Annotated in this window: 23 protein-coding genes; 6 read left to right on the forward strand and 17 right to left on the reverse strand. The window is 38.0% G+C overall.

The genetic code is table 11. The features are described from left to right. Positions 1 to 47: 47 nt before the first annotated feature. From ACXAE4_RS25110 to ACXAE4_RS25120, 3 genes are all read right to left on the reverse strand, one after another. Positions 48 to 479 carry an Rrf2 family transcriptional regulator gene (locus ACXAE4_RS25110; protein WP_014461705.1) on the reverse strand — a complete coding sequence of 144 codons (432 nt, stop codon included), beginning with the start codon at positions 477 to 479 and terminating at the stop codon, positions 48 to 50. A gap of 166 nt (positions 480 to 645) precedes the next feature. Continuing rightward, a complete protein-coding gene (locus ACXAE4_RS25115) occupies positions 646 to 876 on the reverse strand; it encodes an antibiotic biosynthesis monooxygenase family protein (protein WP_475237179.1) in 231 nt (76 codons plus the stop codon). Between the two features lie 126 nt (positions 877 to 1,002). Further along, complete coding sequence (locus tag ACXAE4_RS25120) at positions 1,003 to 2,412, reverse strand: SpoVR family protein (protein ID WP_014461707.1); 1,410 nt, start codon at positions 2,410 to 2,412, stop codon at positions 1,003 to 1,005. A 321-nt stretch (positions 2,413 to 2,733) separates the two neighbouring features. On the opposite strand from ACXAE4_RS25120, the gene ACXAE4_RS25125 reads away from it, so the two are divergent. Both ACXAE4_RS25125 and ACXAE4_RS25130 read left to right on the forward strand, forming a co-directional pair. Next, positions 2,734 to 2,985 carry a YhdB family protein gene (locus ACXAE4_RS25125; RefSeq protein WP_013055267.1) on the forward strand — a complete coding sequence of 84 codons (252 nt, stop codon included), beginning with the start codon at positions 2,734 to 2,736 and terminating at the stop codon, positions 2,983 to 2,985. Between the two features lie 210 nt (positions 2,986 to 3,195). Continuing rightward, the gene (locus ACXAE4_RS25130; protein ID WP_014461709.1) at positions 3,196 to 3,804 is read left to right on the forward strand and encodes a biotin transporter BioY; all 609 of its coding nucleotides are present in this window, start codon (positions 3,196 to 3,198) and stop codon (positions 3,802 to 3,804) included. A gap of 34 nt (positions 3,805 to 3,838) precedes the next feature. Here the strand turns inward: ACXAE4_RS25130 and ACXAE4_RS25135 are convergent, their stop codons facing one another. From ACXAE4_RS25135 to ACXAE4_RS25185, 11 genes are all read right to left on the reverse strand, one after another. Further along, positions 3,839 to 5,593, reverse strand: a complete 1,755-nt coding sequence (locus tag ACXAE4_RS25135) for a phospho-sugar mutase (RefSeq protein ID WP_165573915.1) — start codon at positions 5,591 to 5,593, stop codon at positions 3,839 to 3,841. Positions 5,594 to 5,757: 164 nt separating this feature from the next. Continuing rightward, positions 5,758 to 7,437, reverse strand: a complete 1,680-nt coding sequence (locus tag ACXAE4_RS25140) for a glycerol-3-phosphate dehydrogenase/oxidase (RefSeq protein ID WP_028412590.1) — start codon at positions 7,435 to 7,437, stop codon at positions 5,758 to 5,760. A gap of 186 nt (positions 7,438 to 7,623) precedes the next feature. After that, entirely contained in the window at positions 7,624 to 9,114 is a 1,491-nt protein-coding gene (glpK, locus tag ACXAE4_RS25145) for a glycerol kinase GlpK (protein ID WP_028412591.1), read from the reverse strand. A 67-nt stretch (positions 9,115 to 9,181) separates the two neighbouring features. Then, positions 9,182 to 10,009, reverse strand: coding sequence for an MIP/aquaporin family protein (locus ACXAE4_RS25150; RefSeq protein WP_028412592.1), 828 nt, complete (start codon positions 10,007 to 10,009; stop codon positions 9,182 to 9,184). Between the two features lie 178 nt (positions 10,010 to 10,187). Continuing rightward, complete coding sequence (locus ACXAE4_RS25155; protein ID WP_028412593.1) at positions 10,188 to 10,742, reverse strand: glycerol-3-phosphate responsive antiterminator; 555 nt, start codon at positions 10,740 to 10,742, stop codon at positions 10,188 to 10,190. Between the two features lie 113 nt (positions 10,743 to 10,855). Then, the gene (locus ACXAE4_RS25160; RefSeq protein ID WP_013055260.1) at positions 10,856 to 12,394 is read right to left on the reverse strand and encodes a carbon-nitrogen hydrolase family protein; all 1,539 of its coding nucleotides are present in this window, start codon (positions 12,392 to 12,394) and stop codon (positions 10,856 to 10,858) included. 360 nt (positions 12,395 to 12,754) lie between these two features. Then, the gene (locus ACXAE4_RS25165; protein ID WP_014461717.1) at positions 12,755 to 13,525 is read right to left on the reverse strand and encodes a L,D-transpeptidase; all 771 of its coding nucleotides are present in this window, start codon (positions 13,523 to 13,525) and stop codon (positions 12,755 to 12,757) included. Positions 13,526 to 13,712: 187 nt separating this feature from the next. Beyond that, a complete protein-coding gene (locus ACXAE4_RS25170; protein WP_028412594.1) occupies positions 13,713 to 14,507 on the reverse strand; it encodes a SurA N-terminal domain-containing protein in 795 nt (264 codons plus the stop codon). Between the two features lie 259 nt (positions 14,508 to 14,766). Continuing rightward, positions 14,767 to 15,759, reverse strand: coding sequence for a Gfo/Idh/MocA family protein (locus tag ACXAE4_RS25175; RefSeq protein WP_028412595.1), 993 nt, complete (start codon positions 15,757 to 15,759; stop codon positions 14,767 to 14,769). 168 nt (positions 15,760 to 15,927) lie between these two features. Beyond that, positions 15,928 to 16,104 (reverse strand): hypothetical protein, encoded by a 177-nt coding sequence (locus tag ACXAE4_RS25180; RefSeq protein WP_156830715.1) that lies wholly within the window; start codon positions 16,102 to 16,104, stop codon positions 15,928 to 15,930. 80 nt (positions 16,105 to 16,184) lie between these two features. After that, complete coding sequence (locus ACXAE4_RS25185) at positions 16,185 to 16,577, reverse strand: YhcU family protein (RefSeq protein WP_013081630.1); 393 nt, start codon at positions 16,575 to 16,577, stop codon at positions 16,185 to 16,187. 155 nt (positions 16,578 to 16,732) lie between these two features. Here ACXAE4_RS25185 and ACXAE4_RS25190 point away from each other — a divergent pair, with 155 nt between their 5' ends. After that, positions 16,733 to 17,644, forward strand: coding sequence for an RluA family pseudouridine synthase (locus tag ACXAE4_RS25190; RefSeq protein ID WP_047751693.1), 912 nt, complete (start codon positions 16,733 to 16,735; stop codon positions 17,642 to 17,644). Between the two features lie 37 nt (positions 17,645 to 17,681). Here the strand turns inward: ACXAE4_RS25190 and ACXAE4_RS25195 are convergent, their stop codons facing one another. Together ACXAE4_RS25195 and ACXAE4_RS25200 are read right to left on the reverse strand one after the other, a co-directional pair. Next, positions 17,682 to 19,700, reverse strand: coding sequence for a methyl-accepting chemotaxis protein (locus ACXAE4_RS25195; protein WP_475237186.1), 2,019 nt, complete (start codon positions 19,698 to 19,700; stop codon positions 17,682 to 17,684). 141 nt (positions 19,701 to 19,841) lie between these two features. After that, positions 19,842 to 20,717: a cation diffusion facilitator family transporter gene (locus tag ACXAE4_RS25200; RefSeq protein WP_028414323.1), complete on the reverse strand. Its 876-nt coding sequence runs from the start codon at positions 20,715 to 20,717 to the stop codon at positions 19,842 to 19,844. A 332-nt stretch (positions 20,718 to 21,049) separates the two neighbouring features. Here ACXAE4_RS25200 and ACXAE4_RS25205 point away from each other — a divergent pair, with 332 nt between their 5' ends. Both ACXAE4_RS25205 and ACXAE4_RS25210 read left to right on the forward strand, forming a co-directional pair. After that, positions 21,050 to 22,006 (forward strand): L-lactate dehydrogenase, encoded by a 957-nt coding sequence (locus tag ACXAE4_RS25205; protein ID WP_154990742.1) that lies wholly within the window; start codon positions 21,050 to 21,052, stop codon positions 22,004 to 22,006. A 62-nt stretch (positions 22,007 to 22,068) separates the two neighbouring features. Beyond that, positions 22,069 to 23,649, forward strand: coding sequence for a lactate permease LctP family transporter (locus tag ACXAE4_RS25210; RefSeq protein ID WP_186807083.1), 1,581 nt, complete (start codon positions 22,069 to 22,071; stop codon positions 23,647 to 23,649). Positions 23,650 to 23,746: 97 nt separating this feature from the next. On the opposite strand, the gene ACXAE4_RS25215 is transcribed toward ACXAE4_RS25210, so the two are convergent. Next, a complete protein-coding gene (locus ACXAE4_RS25215; protein ID WP_289578709.1) occupies positions 23,747 to 24,739 on the reverse strand; it encodes a zinc-binding dehydrogenase in 993 nt (330 codons plus the stop codon). A gap of 413 nt (positions 24,740 to 25,152) precedes the next feature. On the opposite strand from ACXAE4_RS25215, the gene ACXAE4_RS25220 reads away from it, so the two are divergent. Further along, a complete protein-coding gene (locus tag ACXAE4_RS25220; RefSeq protein ID WP_014461728.1) occupies positions 25,153 to 25,683 on the forward strand; it encodes an IseA DL-endopeptidase inhibitor family protein in 531 nt (176 codons plus the stop codon). Positions 25,684 to 25,870: the final 187 nt, after the last annotated feature.

The raw sequence follows: 25,870 nt of genomic DNA on the forward strand, positions 1-25,870 counted from the left end.
ACGGAGAAACCTAGGTTTCTCCGTTTTTTACAAACAGAAGCATGTTATTATGCATCTATTTTTGCTATTAAATCCGTCACTAATTCTTTCATGGTCACATCGGCTAAGACTTGTTCCATGGCATCTTGAGAACGTTTTAAAATCAATTCAAGAACACTTTGAATATTGGCTCCTACAGGACACTCCACATTCGGATTTTCATGCATTTGAAACAATTCTCCTTCTTCCACTGCTGCCACCGCTCGATAAACGTCTAACAACGTTATCTCGTCTAAATCTTTCAATAGATACGCTCCGCCAGCTCCGGCTTTTACACCCACGAGTCCAGCTTTCTTTAACATCCCAATTACTCGTCTTATAACAACAGGATTTGTATTTACACTGCTAGCAATCCACTCTGAAGTACTAGGATGACTGCTATCTACTTTAATTAAAGATAGTATGTGAACGGCCACGGTGAATCGACTGCTAATTTTCATTGCTCTCACTCCTATTTTGTTGTAATCATTATAGTTACAACATTTATGAAAGTCAAGCATGCTTTTTTAGAAAAGAATGTCCTCTTCTACCGCCTCATAAAAACGCAGCGTTTTCTTGATTTCCATAGCTTCAGAACATGCTTTCGTTTTCTTTTTATTCGCTTCTTTATGTTCGTTCACATGTTCTTCTCTTGGATATCCACGCTTGAAAGAACTGCTTATCTTCCCACTTGGATACAAAGACATATTCAACTTTATCTGCGGAATCTTTTTTCCAGCATTCGAACGATAAATTTCCTTTGGCTTCCTCAATTTCTGTTTTATTTTTCTTAGCTTTTTGCTTGAGCTGTTTTTCAAATTTCTTTTCCGTTTCAAAACTTGCGTTTACAACAAACATCTTATCTCCCTTTCTAAATGAAAATGATTCTCACCAAATTATTGCATAGTAATTTTATTTTTTCAATTTATATGGATAATAAAATTACAGAAGCACAAAAAGACCGCTATTTAAGCGGTCTCCTTTTTATAAATGTTTTCGATGCACTGTTTTTCCATCATACGTGAAGGCAATTGGCTTGCCTTCCATCATCGTTTCTAAATGAACCGGTCGGCCCCAAAGCTGATGAACATACGGTACCACTTTTTCTAAGTATTTGACATCTAATTCAATTCCTTCATACCAGTGCTTTAAATAAAGCTCTCCATTTTTTAAATAGTCTCCATTCGTTACTGTGATATAAGGAAAGCCTCCGTTTACGCGCATGTTAACAAGCTGGTCTCTGACTTCCGTCCATTCTTTGTCGACGATTTTATAATCTTTTCCTTGCTTTTGGAATAAATACATGTCCTCGCGCATAACTAAATCTTTTGTTAAGTAATTGCGGATGAAGGAAATATCTGATTCAACTTCACGTACCTCAAACATCTTCTCTCTTCCTGACCCCGGCTCTACGCCTCGGCGAATCATATCTTCTGTTGGATTGTTGTAACGTTCTTCAATATCTTCAAATATTTTTAATCCTAAATAATATGGATTGATTCCCGTCTTGGACGGCTGCACAACCCCTGCATTTAGCTTGGCGAATTCTATCGCTTCATCACTCGTTAAGTCCATTTCTCGAATAATGCGCTGATGCCAAAAAGAAGCCCAGCCTTCATTCATAATTTTTGTTTCAAGCTGCGGCCAGAAATAAAGCATTTCTTCTCGCATCATCGTTAAAATGTCCCGCTGCCAATCCTCTAAATAAGGACTGTATTCTTCAATAAATAATAAGATGTCTTTTTCAGGCTGAGGCGGAAATTTTTTAAAAGACTTTGGAGGTTTTGGTTTTTTCTTTTCTTTATAGTCCAAATTCCATAAATCATCATAAGGAGAAATGATTTCTTCTTCCGATGATTCTACATCATCTATGCTCCAAGAAAGCTTGGCACGCATAAGAGACGGATCAATATGTTCCTGAATCGATAAGACAGCATCCAAAAACTTTTCTACTTCACGCTTACCGTGCTTTACTTCGTATTCTTTAATTCGATCAGCGGTCGCTGCCATACTTTCTACCATATCCCGTTTCGTGTTGGCAAAACGGCTGTTATTTTTAAAGAAGTCACAGTGAGCTAACACGTGAGCTACAATTAATTTATTTTGAATAAGCGCATTGGAATCCAATAAAAATGCATAACAAGGATCTGAATTGATAACTAATTCATAAATTTTACTCAATCCAAGATCGTAGTGTAATTTCATTTTGTAAAATTGTTTTCCAAAGCTCCAATGTGAAAAACGAGTTGGCATCCCATATGCACCAAACGTATAAATAATATCTGCCGGGCAAATTTCATAGCGCATCGGATAAAAATCCAAACCGAAACCGCTAGCTATTTCCGTAATTTCATCAATCGCACGGTATAATTGCTTATAATCTGCTTCTTTCACGACAGCTCCCCCTTTCACTCCTTACTTCAATCTATGTACAAACATGTCAATTCATGTGTTTTCATCAAAAAGAAGCTTTATTTTTTCAAGAAAAGGGGATTTTTATTTAGTTGTCTTAAATAATGGATGTAATGTAACTGTTACGCTTCGTTATTCTTTGCCTTTCTTATCATTTATCCGGTGCTGTACGTTTATTCTTCTTACATAATGACTACAACCTCTTTTAATTATGCACTGGTCTTTTGCCCAACATTTACAGCGTAAGAATTCCCGCAAATATCATACACTAATTTCAACTCCTCAAAAGGAGGAACGTTATTAATGGATGTAATTGATTATGATCGAGCTTTATATTACACACACCGTTCACAATGGGATAACTTATTAATTTTAATGGTTCGAACAGACGACGATTTTCTTTCAAAAAAGATTGAACATTTTTTGCACGCCTACAATTTTGAACGAAACTACCGCATCATTCAAGAAGAGCTTTATTCTTTACTACGCTACATTGATCATGCAACGGAATATTCGGAGCACAACCCGGAGCTTCTGGAAGAATCATTGTACTAGTATTTTTGATACACACACTTGGACAAAGAAGGGATGAATTCCCTTCTTTATTTTTTTATGTTGCACTAAAAATATGCATATTTCATTTCAAAAAACATCAAATAATATATGTAAACATATTTATTTTTATCGTTGACATAAAAGTGAATTCGACGTACAATCTTCAGTACATACGCTAAGATATTTCAGTACATACTGGGAGGAACATATATGAATACTAAAAGGTTTCGCACATTAGATTTAACATTAGCCGGTATGTTTGCAGCTCTTATGGCTATTGGTGCAAACATTACTTCTTGGGCACCTTTTTTACAAGTAGGCGGCGTGCCTCTTTCGCTTCAGCCTTTTTTTGTTATATTAGCAGGACTTTTACTTGGGAGCCGAATGGGTTCTATTTCGATGATTGTATATGTATTAATTGGCATTGCCGGCGCTCCGGTATTTGCTCAATTTAAAGCAGGAATTGGTATTTTATTTGGAAGCACCGGCGGCTTTTTGCTTTCTTATATTGTCGCTGCATTTATCACAGGAAAAATTATGGAAATGCGCGGCAAGCCGACTTTTTCTATCTTTTTAATTTCATCGCTAGTTGGTATTGCCGTTATTTATTTAATTGGTACTACGTATATGTATATAGCGGTTAACTACTGGCTTGAAGCTCCTGCAATGACATATGCAGCTGCTTGGAAGATTATGTCGTGGTTTGCTGTAAAGGATCTTATTTTCACTGTTCTTGGGGCTATGCTTGCTCCGAGAATTTATAAAGCCCTACGATCTTCTTCATATTTGTCAAATACGCAATCAAATAAAGTATCATAAAAGAAGCCTGCTCAAGTTTAAGCAGGCTTTATTTTTATACCGTTTTCACTTTATCTAGTACACGCTCCACTTCACCCATTACAGCTGTTTGTACAGCTTCTAAATGGGCAATGCTCGTTGCTTCATCTTCTGACACAACGCCAAAATAGAACTTCACCTTTGGCTCTGTACCAGACGGACGAAGGCAGAACCAAGAACCGTCCTCTAAGATATATTTTAATACATTTGATTTTGGTAATGTAATCTCTTCTACTTTTCCTGCTTTAATATGCTGGCGCTCACTTAATGTATAATCCTCTACAACCGAAACATTTAACCCTGCAATGTCAGTAGGAGGCTCATTTCTAAATGTAGCCAAAATATGCTGAATTTGCTCAGATCCTTCTTTTCCTTTAAGCGTTAAAGATTTCAGACCTTCACGATAGAAACCATATTTAGTAAACACTTGCTGAAGCGCTTCATATAGCGTCATGCCCTGCTTTTTATAATAAGCACAAGCTTCTACCGCTAGAATGGCTGCTTGTACAGCGTCTTTGTCACGAGCAAAGTCACCAATTAAATAGCCGTAGCTTTCTTCATAACCGAATTGGAATGTATACTCGCCCGTTTGCTCATATTGCTTAATTTTTTCACCGATAAATTTAAAACCTGTTAGAGTGTCAACAACTTGCAATCCAAATGAACGAGCAATTTGTGCGCCGATTTCTGACGTTACAATCGTTTTTAACACAACGCCATTAGCAGGCAGCACACCTTTTTCTTTCTTTTGAGAAAGCAAATAGTGAAGCAATAAAGCACCGGTTTGGTTTCCTGTTAATAACGCATATTCGCCGCTTGGATCTTTGACAGCAATTCCTAAACGGTCTGCATCTGGATCCGTTGCGATTAAGATATCGGCATCAATTTCTTTTCCTTTACGAACAGCATATTCAAATGCAGCCGGCTCTTCAGGATTCGGAGATTTAACCGTCGAGAAATTCGGATCAGGAAGTTCTTGTTCTTCAATAACCGTAACATTTCCGTAACCGATGGATTGAAGCGCGTTGCGAACTGGCTTATTAGCTGTACCATGTAGAGGTGTAAAAACTACCTTTAAGTCTTTACCTATTTCAGAAGCTAGCTCTGGATTAATTAAAATCGTTTTTAGCTTCTCATTGTATGCTTCGTCAATCGCTGAACCAATCATTTCAATAACACCTTTTTCTTTTAGCTCCGCTTCAGATTGAACAGCTAATGTAAGTTCATTTTCCACAGCATTTACAAAGCCAACTAGTTCATCAGCTTCTTTTGGCGGCAGCTGACCACCGTCTGGACCATATACTTTGTATCCATTATATTCAGGAGGATTGTGGCTCGCTGTAATAACAATACCTCCAAATGCGTTTAACTCACGCACTGCAAATGAAAGTTCAGGTGTTGGTCTTAGCTCTTCAAATACATACGTTTTAATTCCGTGACTTGCTAATGTTTTTGCTGCTTCCATCGCAAATTCAGGCGATTTGTGGCGAGAATCATATGCAATGACTACGCCTTGCTTGATAGCTTCTTCGCCAGCTTGTTTAATGTACTCAGCAAAGCCTTCAGAAGCTTTTCGGATTGTATATGTATTCATACGGTTTGTACCCGCTCCAATTTCTCCACGCATTCCGCCTGTTCCAAATTCCAATGTTTTGTAAAAACTATCTTCTAATTGTTTTTCATCACCTTTGATTGCATCCAAATTTTGACGTAATTCAGGATCTAAATTTGGGTGATTAATCCAAGATGTATACGTTTCTTTCCAACTCATAAAAAAAGCCCCCTTATATAAATGTAAATATGTATGAAAAGAGAAAAACGAGTAATCGTCTTTCTCTTTTTTTAACAGTCATATTATATTTCTTCGTCAAAATTTGACTTCCTGCTATTATATTATGGCTGTATTGACAAATTTTGAGGTACTTTTTTATTTTATCATGAAATACCTGTCATACGGTTAACTTTTTCATCTACTGGTACAACTGCGTCATGAAGGTGCTGTTCTAATTCATCCGTATAAGTTTTTGTTTGCTCAGGCGTCCACTTTAACTCTTCGGCCATATGAGCAATCACTTGTTTTTTCCAGCTTCTTACCCAGTTGATATCAAAGAATAAAGCGCCCGTACGTCGAATGAAGAAGTCCACTGGTTTCGAAACCATTTCTTCTTCGATACCATATTGAATTTGCAAAAATACACTAGCTGGAAGGTCACTGTTTTTTAGCTGATCCGGACGTTCAATCATGTAGCGGTATACTTTGTCTACGTTTGAGCCATAGCGTTTTACAAGCTTTTCAGCAGCGTCACGTGATAACCCTAGTTTGATGCCTTCTTTGACTTTTTGCTCTACAAACGTTGGGAACCCGCCTGAACCTCCTACATTACCTCCAGAAATCGGTAAATGTTTAGTTTGACAGCTTTCAAATTCGCGTCCTTCTGCTTTAAAATCTTCAGCTACGCGATTTACGACAATTTCAGCCATTTTACGGTACCCAGTTAATTTCCCTCCAGCGATTGTAATTAAACCTGATTCTGATGTCCAGATTTCATCTTTACGCGAAATTTCAGAAGGATCTTTTCCTTGTTCGTGAATAAGTGGACGAACACCCGCCCAGCTTGATTCTACGTCGTCTACTGTAATATCAACCGTTGGGAACATATAGTTAATTGCATCAACAACATATTGACGGTCTTTTACAGTCATACGCGGATGTCTAGCGTCTTCTTTATAGACCGTGTCTGTTGTGCCTACGTATGTTTTTCCATCACGCGGAATCGCAAATACCATACGTCCGTCAGGTGTATCAAAGTAAATGGCTTGTTTTAACGGAAAGCGCTCTTGATCAATAACTAAGTGAATTCCTTTTGTTAATTGAAGCTGCTTGCCTTTTTTTGAATTATCTTTTTCACGCAGCGTGTCCACCCATGGACCTGCAGCGTTGACGATTTTTTTTGCATAGATATTATATTCTTTATTCGTAAGCTGATCGCGAACAACAGCCCCTACTACTTTTCCTTTATCGTAGATGAAGTTTTCCACTTTTGTGTAATTGACTAAATCTGCTCCTCTTGCAGCAGCTTCTTTAGCTACTTCAATCGTTAAACGTGCATCATCTGTTTTATATTCAACGTAGTAACCGCCACCTTTTAACTCTTTAGATTTCACCAGTGGCTCGCGTCTAAGCGTTTCTTCTGCGCTAAACATTTTGCGGCGCTCTGCACGTTTTACCCCTGCTAAGAAATCATATACGCGCAGTCCAATTGAAGTTGAGAATTTCCCAAATGTTCCACCCGTATGGAAAGGTAACAGCATCCACTCCGGAGTCGTTACATGAGGGCCATTTTCATATACAATGGCACGTTCTTTACCAACTTCGGCTACCATTTTAACTTCAAACTGTTTTAAATAGCGTAGACCGCCGTGAACAAGCTTCGTTGAACGACTAGATGTTCCTGCTGCGAAATCCTGCATTTCAACTAATGCCGTTTTCATGCCTCGATGAGTCGCATCAAGTGCAATACCTGATCCAGTAATTCCCCCACCAATTACTAATAAATCATATTGATTTTGTGTCATGTCTACCAATTTATTCGAACGTGTTTGACTTGAAAACATACGTCATTCCCCTTTCATTTTTCAAAGATATCAAAATTTTCCAATATACAAAAATAGAGACCACAAATCACATATATAGTATGCCTACATATGGATCTGTGGTCTCTCCGATTCTCCAACCAATTTATTAACTTGAATACATTATATCATACATGCGCTTTTAATTAAAGGGTTTTCATCAAATAATTACTTAAAAGCCATTGTGGCATGTACGGCTTTTTTCCAGCCGCTATATAATTCTTCACGTTGTTCTTCTTCCATATTTGGTTCGAAAGATTTTTCCATATTCCACTGCTGCGCAATTTCATCACAATCTTTCCAGTAGCCGACCGCAAGACCCGCTAAATATGCTGCCCCAAGAGCGGTTGTTTCATTCACTTGAGGACGCTCAACAGGAACATTTAACACATCACTTTGGAACTGCATTAAGAAATTATTCTTAACTGCTCCTCCGTCTACACGCAATGTTTTTAATGTAATTCCAGAGTCTGCTTCCATCGCGCTTAATACGTCTCTTGTTTGATAAGCTAGTGATTCAAGCGTTGCACGAATAAAGTGTTCTTTTTTTGTACCGCGAGTCAATCCAAACATCGCTCCACGTACATCGCTATCCCAATATGGCGTTCCAAGTCCTACGAAAGCTGGCACAATATATACGCCGTCTGTAGACTCTACTCGTGTTGCATAGTTTTCAGTTTCAGCCGCATTTTTAAACATTCTTAAACCGTCGCGAAGCCACTGAATAGCAGATCCTGCTACAAAAATACTGCCTTCAAGCGCATATTCTACTTTTCCGTTAATCCCCCATGCTAATGTAGTTAATAAGCCGTGATCGGACTTAACTGCTTTTTCACCCGTATTCATGAGCATAAAGCAGCCTGTTCCATAGGTGTTTTTTGCCATTCCTTTTTCATAGCAAGCTTGTCCAAATAAAGCGGCTTGCTGATCCCCTGCTGCTCCAGCAATTGGAATGTTTTTACCAAAGAAATGATAATCTACTGTATGAGCGTATACTTCAGAAGAAGGCTTTACTTCTGGAAGCATTGATTTCGGTACCCCTAAGATATCTAGCAGTTCATCATCCCATTTTAAATCGTAGATATTGAACATAAGCGTGCGGGATGCGTTTGAGTAATCCGTTACATGCGCCTTTCCGCCTGATAACTTCCAAATTAACCATGTATCAATTGTTCCGAATAACAATTCACCGTTTTCTGCTTTTTCTCGTGCACCTTCTACGTTATCTAAAATCCACTTTACTTTTGTTCCAGAGAAGTATGCATCAATTAATAATCCCGTTTTGTCGCGGAACGTATCGTTTAATCCTTTTGCTTTTAACTCTTCACAAATACCAGACGTTTGTCGAGACTGCCATACGATTGCATTGTATACCGGCTTTCCTGTTGCTTTTTCCCATACTACTGCTGTTTCACGCTGATTGGTAATTCCAATTCCTTCAATTTGATCAGCATGAACACCTGACTCAGATAGACAAGATGCAATAACGGCAAGGATAGAACCCCAAATTTCACTAGCATTATGCTCTACCCAACCTGGTTTTGGGAAGTACTGCGTAAACTCTTTTTGAGCTACATGTACAACTTCACCTTTTTTATTAAATAACATTGCTCGTGAGCTTGTTGTTCCTTGGTCTAAAGATAAAATAAATTTTTCCATATCAATATCCCCTATTCTCTGTATAGTGTCGTTTCTTTATTGTACATAGTTAGATGGTAAAGCGCATTCATTTTTTTGGTACTACTGCTGATTGAATTTGTGCTGCTTTTTGTTTAGAAACAGCGTAAATAACAGCTAAAACAATCACCGCAATGCTTAAGACAATCCATAAGCTGCTAGACATTTTATTTAAGAATGCCGCTTGATAAAATACTGCGCCAATTGATCCGCCTAATAAAGGACCCACTACTGGCACCCAAGCGTATTTCCAGTTCGAGCTGCCTTTGCCAGGTATCGGCAAGATAGCATGAGCGATACGTGGTCCTAAATCACGAGCAGGGTTTATGGCATAGCCTGTTGTTCCTCCTAATGATAAACCGATACTTACGATTAAAAACCCTACTACTAAAGGATTTAATCCATCTGTAAATTTATTTGCTCCAATTGCTAAGATTCCTACAACTAATACAAACGTCCCAATTGCCTCACTTAAAACGTTTGCAAATGGGTTAGCAATTGCTGGTCCCGTTGCGAATACGCCTAATTTTGTACCGGCATCTTTTGTTTCTTTCCAGTGTGGAAGATAGTGTAAATAAACAACTGTTGCACCAAGAATCGCTCCAATAAACTGAGCTAAGATGTACATCGGTACTTGTGACCACGGAAAATCACCTGTAATAGCAAGGGCTACGGTTAACGCTGGGTTTAAGTGTGCCCCACTCATATTACCAACCGCATATGCTGCCATCGCTACCGCCATTCCCCATCCCATTGTGATAACGATCCATCCTGAATTAGCAGCAAACGATTTTTTTAAATTGACGCCCGCACATACACCAGCGCCAAGGATAATTAAAATCATTGTTCCAATTATTTCTCCTAAGAATGCTTGCATATAAATAACCTCCCCTTTGTATGAAAACGATTAAAATAACAAGAAAATAAGAAAATCCACCATACATCCCCCTAATAAAATCATTAAAAGGCTATACCGTGGATCTCCTATTCTCCCTCACATCTATTAACTTATCTAGAAGTTTACTAGATGATGAAAGCGTTGTCAAACAGTTTTTTTAAGTTGAAATACTCCACAGTTCTCTATTTGATGTTGTAACAGCAGAAGCCCCGGCTTCTAAAGCATTATGAACTTCTTCTGCCGTTCGTATTAAACCTCCAGCTAACACAGGAATGCCCGTTTCAGCTTTAACTTCTTGGATTAAAGTGGGCACAATTCCAGGAAGAAGCTCAATATAATCCGGTTTTACTTTCTTCATTAACTCGTAGCTTTTCTTCAAAGCCGTGCTGTCCAATAAAAAGACCCGTTGAATGGCATAAATCCCTCTTTGTTTAGCTTTTAAAATAACGTTTGTTCTTGTCGAAATAATTCCCGCAGGCTTAAACTCCTGACACAAAAAATCAACCGCATATTCATCGTGCTTTAAGCCATGAATTAAGTCTAAATGAATAATTAACTTTTTTTCATGCTTATGGACTTCTTTCATGATTCCTTTTAGCATGCCCACTTGATTGTCTAAAAGAACTCCGTACTCATAATTACTTGCTAAAAACTTTTCCAATTGCTTCATATCTCGAACAGCGGGTAATACCGATTGTCCATGAAAACTCATGTTTTCCCCTCTTTTCCATGGTTAGTCCACAAAATTCATTGTAATAGTTTTTATTATGGCAAAAGTTGAAATAAAAAACACCATGCATTTGCATGATGTCTTTAGAAACTGCGTTATTTTTTATATTTAATATTGTAAACGTCGTGGCGTCGGTCTTTTAATTGACGAACCGTTCCTGATTGACGCTGGCGGCGAAGAATTTCTAAATCTACATCTCCAATAACCACCATTTCAATATTAGGATTACATTCTCCTACAATACCGTCTCGTGCAAATTCAAAATCAGACGGTGCAAAAATAGCAGACTGCGCATACTGAATATCCATGTTTTCTGTTTCAGGCAGGTTTCCAACTGTACCTGCGATAACCGTATAAATTTGGTTTTCGATCGCGCGCGCCTGAGAACAGTATCTTACGCGCAGATAGCCTTGACGGTCTTCCGTACAGAATGGCGTAAAAATAATATTTGCACCTTTATCTGTAGCAATACGAGCAAGCTCCGGAAATTCGATGTCATAGCAAATTTGGATGGCAATTTTACCGCAATCTGTATCAAACACTTCAACTTTATCTCCTGGGCTAATTCCCCACCATTTTCTTTCATTAGGTGTAATATGCACTTTATACTGCTTTTCAATTGTTCCATCTCGGCGGAATAAATACGCAATATTAAAGATATCTCCATTATCTTCTTCGACGAAGTGGGATCCTCCAATAATATTTACGTTATATTTAACCGCTAAGTTAGTGAATAGCTCAATGTACTCTTCTGTATATTCTGCTACGCGCTGAACCGCTTTGCTTGGAATCTTTTCATTCAAGAAAGACATTAGCTGAGTTGTGAAAATTTCCGGGAATACGCAGAAGTCGGCTTTTGCGTCATAAGCAACATCTGTATAATATTCTACCTGTGTTGCAAACTCTTCAAATGAATTGATCTGTTTCATCATATACTGAACAACACAAATACGCACTGGGAATGACGTTTTAAAATGGCGTTTTGAACGGCGAACGTAATCTACGTTGTTCCATTCCATCAGCGTTGCATACTTATTAGAAGCTAGATCATCGGGAAGATAACCAGGGTTTATACGCATAAGCGTAAATCCGTTCATTAGCTGAAAAGATAGCACTGGATCATAAATTTTATGATGAATAACTTGCTCTACATACTCTCTAGGCGACATTTCAGCTGAATGCTTATGGTAATTAGGAATTCTTCCTCCGATGATGATACTTTTCAGGTTCAATTCACGTGCTAAATCTTTACGCGCTTCATATAAGCGGCGTCCTATTTTCATGCCGCGATACTTTGGATGAACCATTACTTCAATTCCATACAGATTGTAGCCTTCCGGGTTATGATTTGTAATGTATCCTTCGTCCGTAATATCGTCCCACGTATGCTGATCATCGTACTCATCAAAGTTCACAATCAAGCTTGAACAAGATCCGATAATTTCCCCGTCGTACTCTGCACATATTTGTCCTTCTGGAAAAATGGCCAGATGACTTTCAAGCTGTTCTTTTTTCCACGGATCCATTCCCGGGAATGATAGCTTTTGAAGTGCTAAAATTTCATCTATATCGTCCGGTTTGATGTTACGAATAATCATTTTTTTCTCGAATTTTGATAAATCTATTGTAGACATACGCTAAAACAACCCTTTCTCTCTCTTCATTAGGCAATTAGTTTCCCTGTTTTTTATTATAATAAACATTATTAAAAATTCAAAAAATGAGGTTAAGATATAACGAAATGAATCCAATCTAAAGACGAACAAATGGATACATTACCTCGTATGGATAGCTTGTGACACCGCTGTTGATTTCCGTGCAAGACTCCGCTTTCCGCGGGAGTCTTCGCCTTGCCCTCCCATCAACTGCTAGAAGGAACGAAACAGATGAAACCTACGTTCACCATAATAAAAAAAACGAACCAAGAATCAAACATTTTGATCAATGGTTCGTTTTTCACTTAGGCTAAAATACTTTTGCCTCAGCCTCATTTTCTATTTGCAAATATCTAATTTTATGGATGTCTTTTTATTAGGATAATTTTCAATAAATCCTGGTCCTAAAGAGACTTTAATGCCATTTATTTTATATACATTATAGCGTTCACCGCGATTTAACGTGCGAATCTTTACCCATTTTCCTTTTTCTTCTTTTAACAAAACCATCGGTGATTGAATCGTTACAAAACCAATTTGGCCTTTTGAGAGCTTTTTTGTTTTACAAAGATTCTGGGCGACTGAAGCACTGCTTACTTTGTATTTGTTTTTAACAGCGATTGAATCAAAACTTTGAGAATGAAATTGACCAATAACCACTTTTGTACCGGTTTGAACGCGGTCAAACAGCCAGCGTACCTCTTCATCATACATACGAATGCACCCTGAACTTGCGTAAGTCCCGATAGAACTTGGATTATTATTTCCATGAATAGCGTACGTCGTGCCATACGTTCCGCGCGCATTTAATCCTAGCCAGCGATCACCTAGTGGATTTCTAGGATCTCCTCCCCGAATGTTGTCTTTATAATAAGGCCGGTTTTTAATTTTATTCACAATGCTAAAGGTACCTTCTGGTGTATAACTCATCTGCCTCCCTGTCGCAACTTTGAACGTCTTTACCAATTTGCCTCCATCATAAAAAGCAAGTGTGTTAGTAGATTTGTTAATGATAACAAGTTGATTGGACGCCGCAGAAGCGTTGCCTGTCAGACCCATCCCCGCGAGTAAAAAAACAAGCCCAACAAAAAAAACAGCCACCTTTTTCATTTATCGACTCCCCCAATTTCTCTTATATCTATATAAGAAAAGTATAGGATGAAAGGCAAACCATCAGAACACTTTTTACCTTATAAGTCAAAATACAATAAAATCTTTCACGCACCCCTTTTTACTGACAAGAAGCAATAATGTACATAACAAAAAACGGCCCTTTAAAGGGCCGTTTCATTTGTATTTAAAGCTTCACTTCAACTTTTGCATTTTTCTTAAGTTCTTCAACTTTTTTCTCTAATGCTTCTTGTTTCTTTTGTTGTTCAAGCTGCTGCTTAATTTGAGGCTTTACGTCTTCAAGCTTTGGCATTTGAGATTGTTCTTTACCGCCGCTTGCTTGACTTTGGCTTTGTTTTGCAAATTGATCGTAATAATCTTGAATTTCTTTATCTGTTACTTCTGGTGTTTGGATGTCTTTATCTACGTACTGCTGATATTTAATGCTGTCAGCCAGCTCAGACTTTAATTGTGATTGAGTTATTCCTGCATCTTTTAATGCCGCTTTAAACTGTTTATCTGTCTTGAACTGCTTTTTCGTTTCTTTGAACTTTTTATCTACTTCTTCATCAGTTGCTTTATAGCCTTTGTTTTCAGCTTCTTGCAATAGCAGCGTTTGACCTACTAAATTGTCAATTGTTTGCTGCTTTACTTGTTTAGCTGCTTCTTTAGAAGTTGGGTCTTGTCCCATTTGTTGGTACTGATTTTGTGATGTAGCCAGGGCTGCATTATATTCTTCACCCGAAACTTTTTTACCGTTTACAACTGCTACGGTTTTCTTTTCATCTACTTTTTGTTTATCTAATTTCTTCTGCATTTCTTTTGCTTGCTTTTCCTGCTTTTCCTGAGCCTCTTTTTGCTTCTCAGTTTGTGCAGTTTTTTGATCATCGTTCTTTGATTGCTTTGCATCATCGTTTGAACCACAAGCTGTTAAAGCTGCAGCAATTAACCCAATGAGCAATGTATACATCAGTTTTCTCATGATTAATCTCCTTTCATAATCCCAAACGATTATTAGCTATTCGAAAAAATCATCTAGGGGGCATTGTATATGATATAGGCGTAAAAAGAAACCATTTAGGCTAATTTTAAACATATGTAATAAGATTGAAACGTTTTGTAATCTTATGAAAGGTAAATGCTTTCGTTTATACGACCTGTCTAATCATAACATTATTTAGTATGATTTACATAATTTACAGTAATCTATTCATCGTACATTCTTTTCTTTAAAGCTTTCTTTACATTAAAGATGACAGTATTTGATCACATAATCTCATCGTTTTTACATTGTCGCTCCCACTGGAAAGAGGTTCTTGGTCATTTGTACAACACTCAATAAAATGAGCCATCTCTCCAACAAAACCACGAAGGTAAAGATCTCGATAAGCTCCCGACATCGGTGAAGCAGAAGGTGTAAACACACGATCGTTTTCTTTTAATGATTTCCACGGTAATTCATCAAAAGTCTGGGATTCGTGAATAGTTAATGAATTTATCTCGTCAACAAAAGCAAAGCCATCGTCAAATGTCACTAATAAGTTTTCACTTTCTCGAGACCATGCTGTCATGCCAGTAAAATACAGGCTCCCTACAGTGCCATTGTCAAACTTCAGCGAAATACTATTTGAAATATATTCACCATGATTATTTCTGAACCCTGTCACGTGAACGACTTCGCCGAACAAGTGACGGACGAGATCAACAATATGTATGGCAGCAAGCTTCATAAACTGCTCTTCATCTTTACAAAAAGGGGTACTGTCTACAGCAAATCTTGCTTGAAATGAACGGACACTTCCTAGGCTACCTTCTTCAATTAATTCTTTTAACTTCATATAACAAGGCGCATAGCGCTTCATAAAACCTACCATAACTTTTACGCCAGCTTGCTTAGCAGCATCTGAAATCTCTTTTGCTTCTCTTTCATTCATCCCCAAAGGCTTGTCCACATAAACATTTTGTCCTGCTCGAATGCAATCCAGCACCAAAGCAGGATGATCTTCAGGCTGTGCCACAACCACTACTCCATCGCACTTTTCTTGCTTTAGCATTTTCTTATAATCATCGTACGGCGTACCGCTGCTCCCAAATCGTTGAAGAGCAGTTTTTGATCTTTCGATACTGCGTGTGGAAATTGCTTTAATTTCTGCTCCCGCTTCAATAACAGAGGGGTAAATGTTCGTTGATGCGTGAAAGCCTGCACCAATAAAACATAATTTTGCTTTTGTCATGTTTTCGCTCCTATTTATTTTTTGATGGATTTATACAAGTTTGACCATATCACAAGCTCTTTTTGAATGTCCAATAGAAGTCTGAAATATATGATTAAAAAGAGGCCGGTACAGAACTAAATGAATCCAACCTAAAGACGAACAAATGAGATACATGAACTGAACCGCTTATGACACCGCCGTTGATTTCCATGCAAGGCTTCGCTTTCCGCGGGCGGGCGCTGAGCCTCCTCGTCGCTTGCGCTCCTGCGGGGTCTCATCTGTCCCGCTTTTTCCGCAGGAGTCTTCGCCTTGCCCTTCAATCAACTGCTGGAAGGACGAAACAGATGAAGTTGTATTCACCATAAAAAAACGAACCACTCATCAAACTTGCTGATCAATAGTTCGTTTTTCACTTAGGCTAAAATACGTTTCTCCCAGCCTCTTTAATTTATGTATGAATTATAAAACGATTCATACGAATACGTAATCAAATTGTTTTCTTTTGCAAAACACTCAATGGAAACAGGAAATAAAAACCCGTATTTTTTTAAAATTGCAATATTTTTTTCGAATTGCTCGCAGTCGCTTTCTTCAATCGGCCGATGTTGAATCGCTTCAATTACGGCAATTATTGTCTGAAGGCTACTAATGACTTGCAATGCTTCATCGAGTAAGCCATTATATAAATGGTCTGTACAATAATCTGGATTTAATAATTCATCAGGATTAAGCTTATCTACAGATACATACCGAGGTAACAAGTCATAGCGAAGCTGTTCAGTCAACTCTTCTATGTAATTCTCCATTTCTGGCGGAGCTGCTTGGGCAATTTTCATGGTTACCCCCCCTTTTTTCTCTTAACTTATGTCTCTTTATTTAGCATAACATAAACATAAAACGAGAACTTCAGGTAGTTATTTCCTCCTAATTATTTACAAGTTCTTTTTAAAGATTAAAGGATATTTACTAGTATGTAAGGAAGGGATTAAATATGAGTATACACGGCCAATGGCTAGAAGATAAAATCGCAAAAAATGATGCAGGGCAAACAATTGAAGATTATTTAAAAACGAAATGGCGTATTCCTAAAAAAACGCTGCATCAGTTTCGGATGAATAAAAATGTGCTTATAAACGGTGAACCTTTACCATGGAGGAACACTCTTAAGGAAAATGATAGAGTGTCACTCCCTTTTTTTGAAGCAGAACCTGATGAAATAACACCTTACAATGTTAATATAGAGATTTTGTTTGAAGATGAACACGTGCTAATTGTAAACAAACCAATAAACCTAAATACTCATCCTTCATCAGAGCAGGACCAAAAAACTCTTTTAAATGCTGTAGCTGCTTATTTTCAAAAAATAGGCCTCAAAACAAAGCCTAGACACGTTCACCGTTTGGACAGCGATACATCAGGTGCTATCTTATTCACGAAGCATTTTGTAGCAAGCTCTGTGTTTGACCAGCTGCTGGCTGAACGTAAAATTAACCGGACTTATGTTGCTCTTGTCCAAGGACTCATGAAACAAGAGCAAGGAATCGTTAATGAACCTATTGGACGCGATCGCCATCACGCTACGAGAAGAAGAGTATCTAGAACGGGACAAGCTGCCAAAACATCTTATCGCGTGTTAAAGCGCAATATGGCAAAAAATGAAACGCTTATTGAACTTTCGCTCGAGACCGGACGCACTCACCAAATACGTGTTCATATGAGTCACATCGGCCATCCATTACTTGGTGATACGCTTTATGGCGGAAAGAGATTAAAAGATCAGCAGCAAGCTTTACATGCCATTAAGCTTTCTTTTATACACCCGTTTACACATCAGCGCGTGTCAGCTGTTGCACCTCCAGATCAGCAGGTTTTTTTACCGTACAGCAACTTGTTTTCCTATTAAATAAAAAAGAGCGCCAATATGTTATTGGCGCTCTTTTTTATTTAATTTTAAATTGACGAATCAAGTTCGCCAATTCTTCACTAATCTCTTGCAAATGTTCAGCCGATTGAGAAACAGTAGAAATAGCTCTAATTTGTTCTTCTGTAGAAGCCGTAATTTCTTCCGTTCCTGCTGCTGATTGCTGTGCAATAGCTGCTATACTTTGAATGGCCGCTACCACGTCTGCCTTATGCTCATCAATGCTGTCCATGCTGCTTGTTACATGTTCGACAGCCGCTGCCACCTGCTCAATGGTAGTAGCAATTTCACGAAAAGCTTGTTCTGTGTCTCCTACCACAAAGTCTTGAGATTTTGAAAGTTCTTCTGTCCGGTTGCATTCTTCACGAGCAGCCGCGACTTCCCCTTGAATCGCTGCAATCGTGTGGCGAACTTGTTCAGTAGCCTGAGAGGACTGTTCAGCAAGTTTTCGTACCTCTTCAGCTACTACCGCAAATCCTTTGCCATGTTCTCCTGCACGAGCTGCTTCAATACTAGCATTTAGTGCAAGTAAATTTGTCTGATCTGAAATGCTATTAATTGTAAAAATAATAGATTCAATTTCTTTCATCTTACTTGTTAACTCTTCCATTACCGTTTGAACACCGTGAATCGTCTGAGATGATTCGGTAGTTTGGTTGCGAAGCAGCTGCATTTGTTTTAAGCCTTTTTCATTGATGGTTACAGCTTCAATCGTCATTTTATTAATCTGGGCGTTTTGTTCAATGACTTCTTCAATTTGTGAAGATAAACTCATCGTTTTGTGATTAGTAGAGTCAGCGTCAGAAGCCTGCTGCGTGGCGCCGCTGGCAATCTCATGGATAGCCCGGCCAATTTCTTCACTGGATGCAGTTGCTTCTTCAGATACAGCACTCAAGTCTTCAACAGACGTTTTTACTGTCTCAACAGACGTCTGAACCGTGCCAATCAATGTTTTCATTTTAGCTACCATATCGTTAAATAAATGAGTAAGTTCACCAATTTCATCTTTTGACTTCGTCTGAACCTGAACTGTTAAATCGCCAGCTGTTACTTTGGCTACTTCGTTTTTCAAGCGGCGAACCGGATTCGTAATGATTCTTGAGAAAAAGATGGTTAACACCACTGATAATAAGATGCCAATTAACGCAATCCAGACAATCACATTCAGTAAATGATGAGCGCTTGAGAGCATTTCATTATAAATAAAGGCGTTTCCTATCTTCCAATTCGTTCCTTCGAGAGTATCATATGCCATCACTCTCTCTTCACCTTGAAAGGTATACTTCATGAAATCTTTATTCCGGTCTGCTTCGTACATTTTTTTCATAAATGGCTGATTCATTAAATTTTTTCCAGCTTCTGTTGGATGAACGAGCGCTGTGCCATTTTGATCAAATAAAAATGCATATCCACCGTGATTTACTTCTGCTTTACCTACAATGTTTTTTAATGCATCTAAGTCTAAATCAGTAGCTATAACGCCCAGCACATTTTTAGTATCTGGATCTAAAATAGCCTTTGCAATCGTCACAACCGTCTTTTTCGTTGCTGCATCTTCATATGGATCCGTATAAATTACTTGATCAGGTAATGCCATTGCTTGTTTGTACCAAACTCTTGAAGTCGGGTCATAACCTGATCCGTACTCTTGCTTAGGAACAGAATACATTCCTTTATTTTTTGTGCCTATGTATTCAAGTGCCAGGTTCGGATATTTTTCTTTAAACTGCGTAAACTCTTTTTGAACCGTATTCCATGTAAAATACGGATTTTTCTCTTGGTTTGTTTGATTTCCTTCCTGCTTAACAAAATTAACGATTACATCGTTCTCACTGTACGTCAGCAAAGAACGACTATACATGTCTAAGTACGTATGAATCGTTTCTTTTAACTCTTTCACTTGACTTTGAGACTGAATCTCTACATCTTTTTCTATTTGTGTTTTGGTAAATTGATAAACAGCCCCTGAAACAACTAATAATAAAATAGCTATAAAAATACTAAAAAATACTACGAGCTTTGCACTTAACCTCTTCATTCCCTCACCCTTCTACAAAAATCTTTATATTACTAATAACGGCTTTTCATTTTCATTTTTGAAGAAGTTTTTGTGATTTATTTCAAATTTCTCCAAAAATAAAACCAGCCCATCCTTTCATAACGAAAGAACGTGCTGGTTTTATTTTTGCTTTTCGTATGCATCAGGTTCAATATGAACAAGCGTATCTTTAATCTGATGCTCATCGTTCATCATATGTTCAATTTGATCAGCAATTTCATGGCTTTTAATAACATTTAAATGGGGATCTACTTTAACAGTTACATCAATCACGACTTGATTACCAAGCTTGCGCGCTTTCACATCTTCTACTTCTTTTACACCTTCTACAAGCCCAATGCTTTCTTTGTAGTGCCCTAACTTTTCTTCATCAAATCCGTCCGTTAAGGAGTGAGCCGCTTCTTTAAAAATCTCGATGGCTGTTTTACAAATAATAATTCCCACAGCAAAAGCAGCAACCACGTCCAGCCAGGGCAGGCCGAATTGTGAGCCGAAAATTCCCACAACAGCCCCTATACTCACAAGTGCATCAGACAAATTATCTTTAGCAACCGCATATAAAGACTGGCTATCAAGTTTTTTAGCAAGCTTAATATTATACCGGTAGACACCACCCATAACAGCAGCCGCTCCAAGACCTACCCAAGCAGCCAGTAAATTAGGCGCTTCAGATTTGTCCATAAATAATGACTGACCCGCGTCGACCAATACTTCTAGTCCGATGACCATCATGATAAAAGAAGCAATAAGTGAAGAGATATGTTCCGCTCTGGAATGTCCATAGGGATGATCATTATCGCGAGGTTTTTTAGAGATTTTTAAGCCGACTAAGACGGCAATTGATGCAATAATATCTGTAACATTATTAAGACCGTCGGCTTTTAAAGCAGAGGAAGCGGTGACACCCGCAATAATAAGTTTACATGCTGATAAAAAGATATATGATAAGATACTAACCCAAGCGCCTTTTTGGGCTTGCTCATAGTAGTTCTCCATCCCTTCCACTCCTTTATTCAAAATAAGCAAACTTAGTGTAACAAATGGATTTCGTGTGGGTCTATAGAAACATTATTGGCTGTTAACATACAAATAGAGAATGTTAAACTCTTTAGCTTTCTGCAAAACAAGTTGCCTTTACTCAACACTTTAAACGTTTAAGATCTTTCTAAATGTGGCACTTCATGTAGAAGAACCCTTTTTTAAATCGCCCTGTAAAATTGTTTACTATTTTTTTAAGGGTGTGATTTTTATCACAGCCGAGGGTATTTATTCTTGTTACACTAACATTGTGAAAAACATCACAAAATAAAATTCAAAGGATGATACAAATGAAAACACAATTTACACCAAAGACACGAAAAGTTGCCGTTATCGGAACTGGTTTTGTTGGCTCAAGCTACGCTTTTTCAATGGTGAATCAAGGTATTGCCAATGAATTAGTGTTAATCGATATGAACAAAGAAAAAGCAGAAGGCGAAGCACGCGATATCAATCATGGAATGCCATTTGCCACACCGATGAAAATCTGGGCTGGAGATTATAAAGACTGCGCTGATGCTGATTTAATAGTTATTACAGCGGGCGCTAATCAAGCTCCAGGGGAAACGCGCTTAGATTTAGTTGAAAAAAACGTTAAAATTTTTGAATGCATTGTAAAAGATATTATGAACAGCGGATTTGACGGCATCATTTTAGTGGCAACAAATCCAGTTGATATTCTCGCACACGTTACACAAAAAGTATCAGGATTACCAAACGAACGAGTAATTGGTTCAGGAACGATTCTTGACACAGCTCGCTTCCGCTACTTGTTAAGCGACTATTTCGAAGTAGATTCTCGCAACGTCCACGCTTATATTATGGGGGAACATGGAGATACGGAATTTCCTGTTTGGAGCCACGCGCAAATTGGCGGTGTGAAGCTCGAACATTTTATCAATACTGCTGCTATTGAAAAAGAGCCGGATATGCAGCATCTATTCGAACAAACACGCGATGCGGCTTACCATATTATTAATCGAAAAGGAGCGACTTATTACGGAATTGCGATGGGACTTGTACGCATCACCAAGGCTATTTTAGATGATGAAAATTCTATTTTAACGGTATCTGCTTTATTAGAAGGACAATACGGTATTTCTGATGTGTATATCGGCGTGCCGGCTATCATTAATAAAAACGGCGTGCGCCAAATTATTGAATTAAATTTAACTCCTCACGAACAGCAGCAGCTCGAGCACTCTGCTAGCATTCTTAAGCAAACTCGCGACAGAGCTTTTGTGTAACATCAAAAGATTTTTGCGGGGGACTCCCCCGCTCCCTTGTTTTAAATATGTAGTAGAGGTGTATGAATATGACGTGGACTCAAGTATATAATCCGTTAAATAATATTTGGCTTTCTGCACTAATTGCACTCATCCCCATCATCTTTTTCTTTATTGCTTTAACTCTTTTGAAATTAAAAGGACACATTGCTGCTGGTATTACGGTACTTCTTTCTATGATTATTGCTATTTATTTTTATGATATGCCTGCCTCAATGGTCTTAGGAGCCACAGGCTATGGGTTTTTGTATGCACTTTGGCCCATCAGCTATATTATTATCGGCGCGGTGTTCTTATACAAGCTAACTGTCAAAAGCGGACAGTTTACTACCATTAGGCAATCTATTATTTCAATAACCGATGACCCCCGCTTGCAAATGCTGCTTGTTGCTTTTTCCTTTAATGCTTTTTTAGAAGGAGCAGCAGGATTTGGAGCTCCAATTGCCATTACAGCAGCGCTTCTAGTTGGACTTGGATTCAAACCGTTAAAAGCAGCGGCGCTATGCTTAATTGCTAATACAGCTTCAGGAGCTTTTGGCGCCATGGGGATTCCTGTCATTGTCGCAGGACAAGTATCTGGCATTGATCCAAAAGAAATTGCTCATTTTCTTGGCACGCAGCTTCCGATTATTTCTTTTCTTATCCCTTTTTTACTTGTCTTTATTATGGATGGGATAAAAGGATTAAAAGACGTATGGAAAGCAACGAGCATCACAGCCATTTCTTATGCACTGACGCAGTATTTAACTGTTACATACATCGGCCCTGAACTTCCAAATATCACATCTTCTATTGTGAGTTTGCTTGCTCTTGCTTTTTATATTAAAAGAACAAGCCCGGCAGCAGCTAAAAGCTTCAGCCTGTCACCAAAACAAATTTTAAAGGCTTGGTCTCCTTTTATTCTATTAACGATACTCGTTACGGCTTGGAGCATTTCTTTTGTCAAAACGGCGCTTGAACATCTGAACCTGCTTATTAACGTCCCATTTTTACACAATCACGTAATTAAAGCAGCGCCTTTAGTAAAAGATCCTACGCCTTACGCTGCTGTCTTAAAAATAGACTTATTTGCAGCAACAGGTACGGCAATTATTATCGCTTGTATCCTTTCAGTTTTCTTGCTTAACGTATCGGCAAAAGTGGCATGGACCACTCTTTTGGAAACCGTAAAAGAACTATCAAGACCTATTATGACGATTATGATGGTCATTGCTTTTGCTTTTATTTCAAATTATTCAGGACAGTCCTCTACACTTGGATTGGCACTCGCTACATCAGCTGCTTATTTTCCATTTTTATCTCCATTTCTTGGCTGGATTGGCGTATTTCTAACGGGGTCTGTCGTATCGAATAATGCGCTGTTCGGCAACTTGCAGCTAACTACAGCTCAGCAAATTAATGTCTTGCCAATTATTCTCGTAGCGGCTAATACTGCCGGCGGCGTGATGGCTAAAATGCTTTCTCCTCAATCAATTGCTGTCGCTGCTGGAGCAGTAGGTTTAGCCGGAAAAGAGGGTGAACTGTTTAAATACACGCTCAAATACAGCATGGGATTTTTGATACTAGGAGGATTTGTTACCTTTTTATTGGCTTGGTGGTTATGATAAAAAACTGCTAAAAATCCTGTTATTACCTTGTTTCTTTCATTTAAACAAACGTTTGATTATATAAAAAAGTCCCCAGTTAGCGCCGGGGATTTTTTTATTCTGAAATAAGTAAACCTATATTGCCAAATTGTTTTCCTTTATCTAATCGTTCGCAAGCTGCAGCTGCCTCTGACAGCGGATAGAATCTATCGACGATTGGTTTAATTTGATGTTTCTCTATAAAATCCATCATGTCCACAAATTCTTCCTGACTTCCCATAGATGTGCCAAGTATATTGAATTGAGGATAAAAAATAGTTCTTAGAGGCAATTCAACTTCATTTCCAGAACTCGCACCAAAATTAACAATTCTTCCATTTGCCTTTAGTATTTCAAAATACGTCGGAAATAAAGCTGCCCCCACACTATCAAGTATGATATCTACTTTTCTATCGTTGATTTCTTCTTTTAGGTTACTTCCACTGTCTAATGCATAATCAGCTCCATACTTTAGGGCTTGCTTTCTTTTTTCATCACTTCTAGAAGTAACCGTTACGTCAGCTCCGATAGCTTTTGCGAATAACAAGCCATAAGTCGCAACTCCGCTCCCTATACCAGGAATAAGTAGATGTTCTCCTTTTTTTAACTGCCCTTTTGTAAAGAGAGCTCTATACGCAGTTAAAGCTGATAATGAAAGAACTCCCGCTTGTTTCCAAGATAGATAAGGCGGCTTTTGCACAACATTATCCGCTTTTATGATTACATACTCTGCAAACGTTCCATTCGATGGACCACCTAAAATTTTAGGCGTAAACGGAATGTCCTCTATCAGATCCCACTCCAGACTTGGATTAATGATCACTTCTATTCCAATTTTTAAACCTTTTACGCCTTCTCCCACTTCTTCTATAATACCTGCACCGTCTGAACCGGGAATAAACGGCTTATCTCCTTTGCCTCGATTATTCATAACAAATAAATCTCTCCGGTTTAAACCTGCTGTTTTTAACCTTACTTTTACTTCTCCTCTTTCAGGGGGCATCTCCTGAAGATCTCTGTAATTCATGCCTGCTATACCGCTTTTCTCACTATGTATAATGGCTTTCATGATTTCGCCTCCTCTTAATCTACTCTACTAAAAAGCTCAAAACCGCAAAAGAAATATGCCCAAAAAAAGGAAAATAAACTTTTAGAATCGCTTTTTCACCGTTTTATCTTTATTTTTCTGTATCGTAAAAGTATTCAGTTTCTTTTGTTACATTTTTGTTACAAAAAGATTGTTTGTAACAAAACGAATGCAAAACAGAAAAATTGGTTTAAAAAACCTGATAAATCAACATTTATCCGCAATTTATTTATTATATCTACTTCAGAAACTAGTAAAAATCTAAAAAAATTTAAGAAAAAAAGACAAAACACTTTCTTTTATTATAGATTTATTGTAATATAAATGTAACAAAAGAAATATAAAACACATAATTGTTACATAAATAAGGTTAATTAATTAGGAGTGAGTTAGAAATGAAAAAAATTGGACTAGTTTTATCATCAATCGCTATTTTCTTTACACTAAGCACTGGAGTTACAGCACAAACAACATCTACAACACTAACGGATGCAAATGCTGTCAAAATTGCAGCTAGTGCCAGCAATCATTTCTGGAGTGCTCTGCACGGTTATAAAAACAAACCATGTACAGAACGTACATTTGAATATAAAGGAACTGAGTACGTGTATCTTTGCCCTGAATTTGATACAAAAGCTGAGCTATCAAGCTACTTATCTGAAACATTTACAAATAGTGCAGTAGAAAAAGGACTAACAAATTACGGCTATATCACATATAACGGCAAACTTGCACACCCAATCGGCGACGGATTCAGCATGTTAGAATGGTCAAAAGCAAAAACAAAGCTTGTGTATCAAACATCAACAGTTCGCTCTTATGAATTCACAGTCCCAACTGTAGATGGAGGCAGCGTAAAACGCACTGTCACATTCTATAAATCTGGTTCACAGTGGAAAGTAAATAAATTTGACGCTGTTCAATAAGAAAAAAGCAGGCCTGCTTGAGCAGACCTGCTTTTTTCTTTTTTATCGATAACATAAATAAAACTTCTACTTACAGCGCTCTAATAGCTGTAAATAGAAGTTGAAATCACAAGTTTAAGTAAATCAAATTTTGTCGAATCCTGTAGAAACAGTGATAAGTTACGTTTTATATTACAGGCTAACTTGC

The sequence above is a fragment of the Priestia sp. ABM2_011 genome (assembly GCF_056158845.1).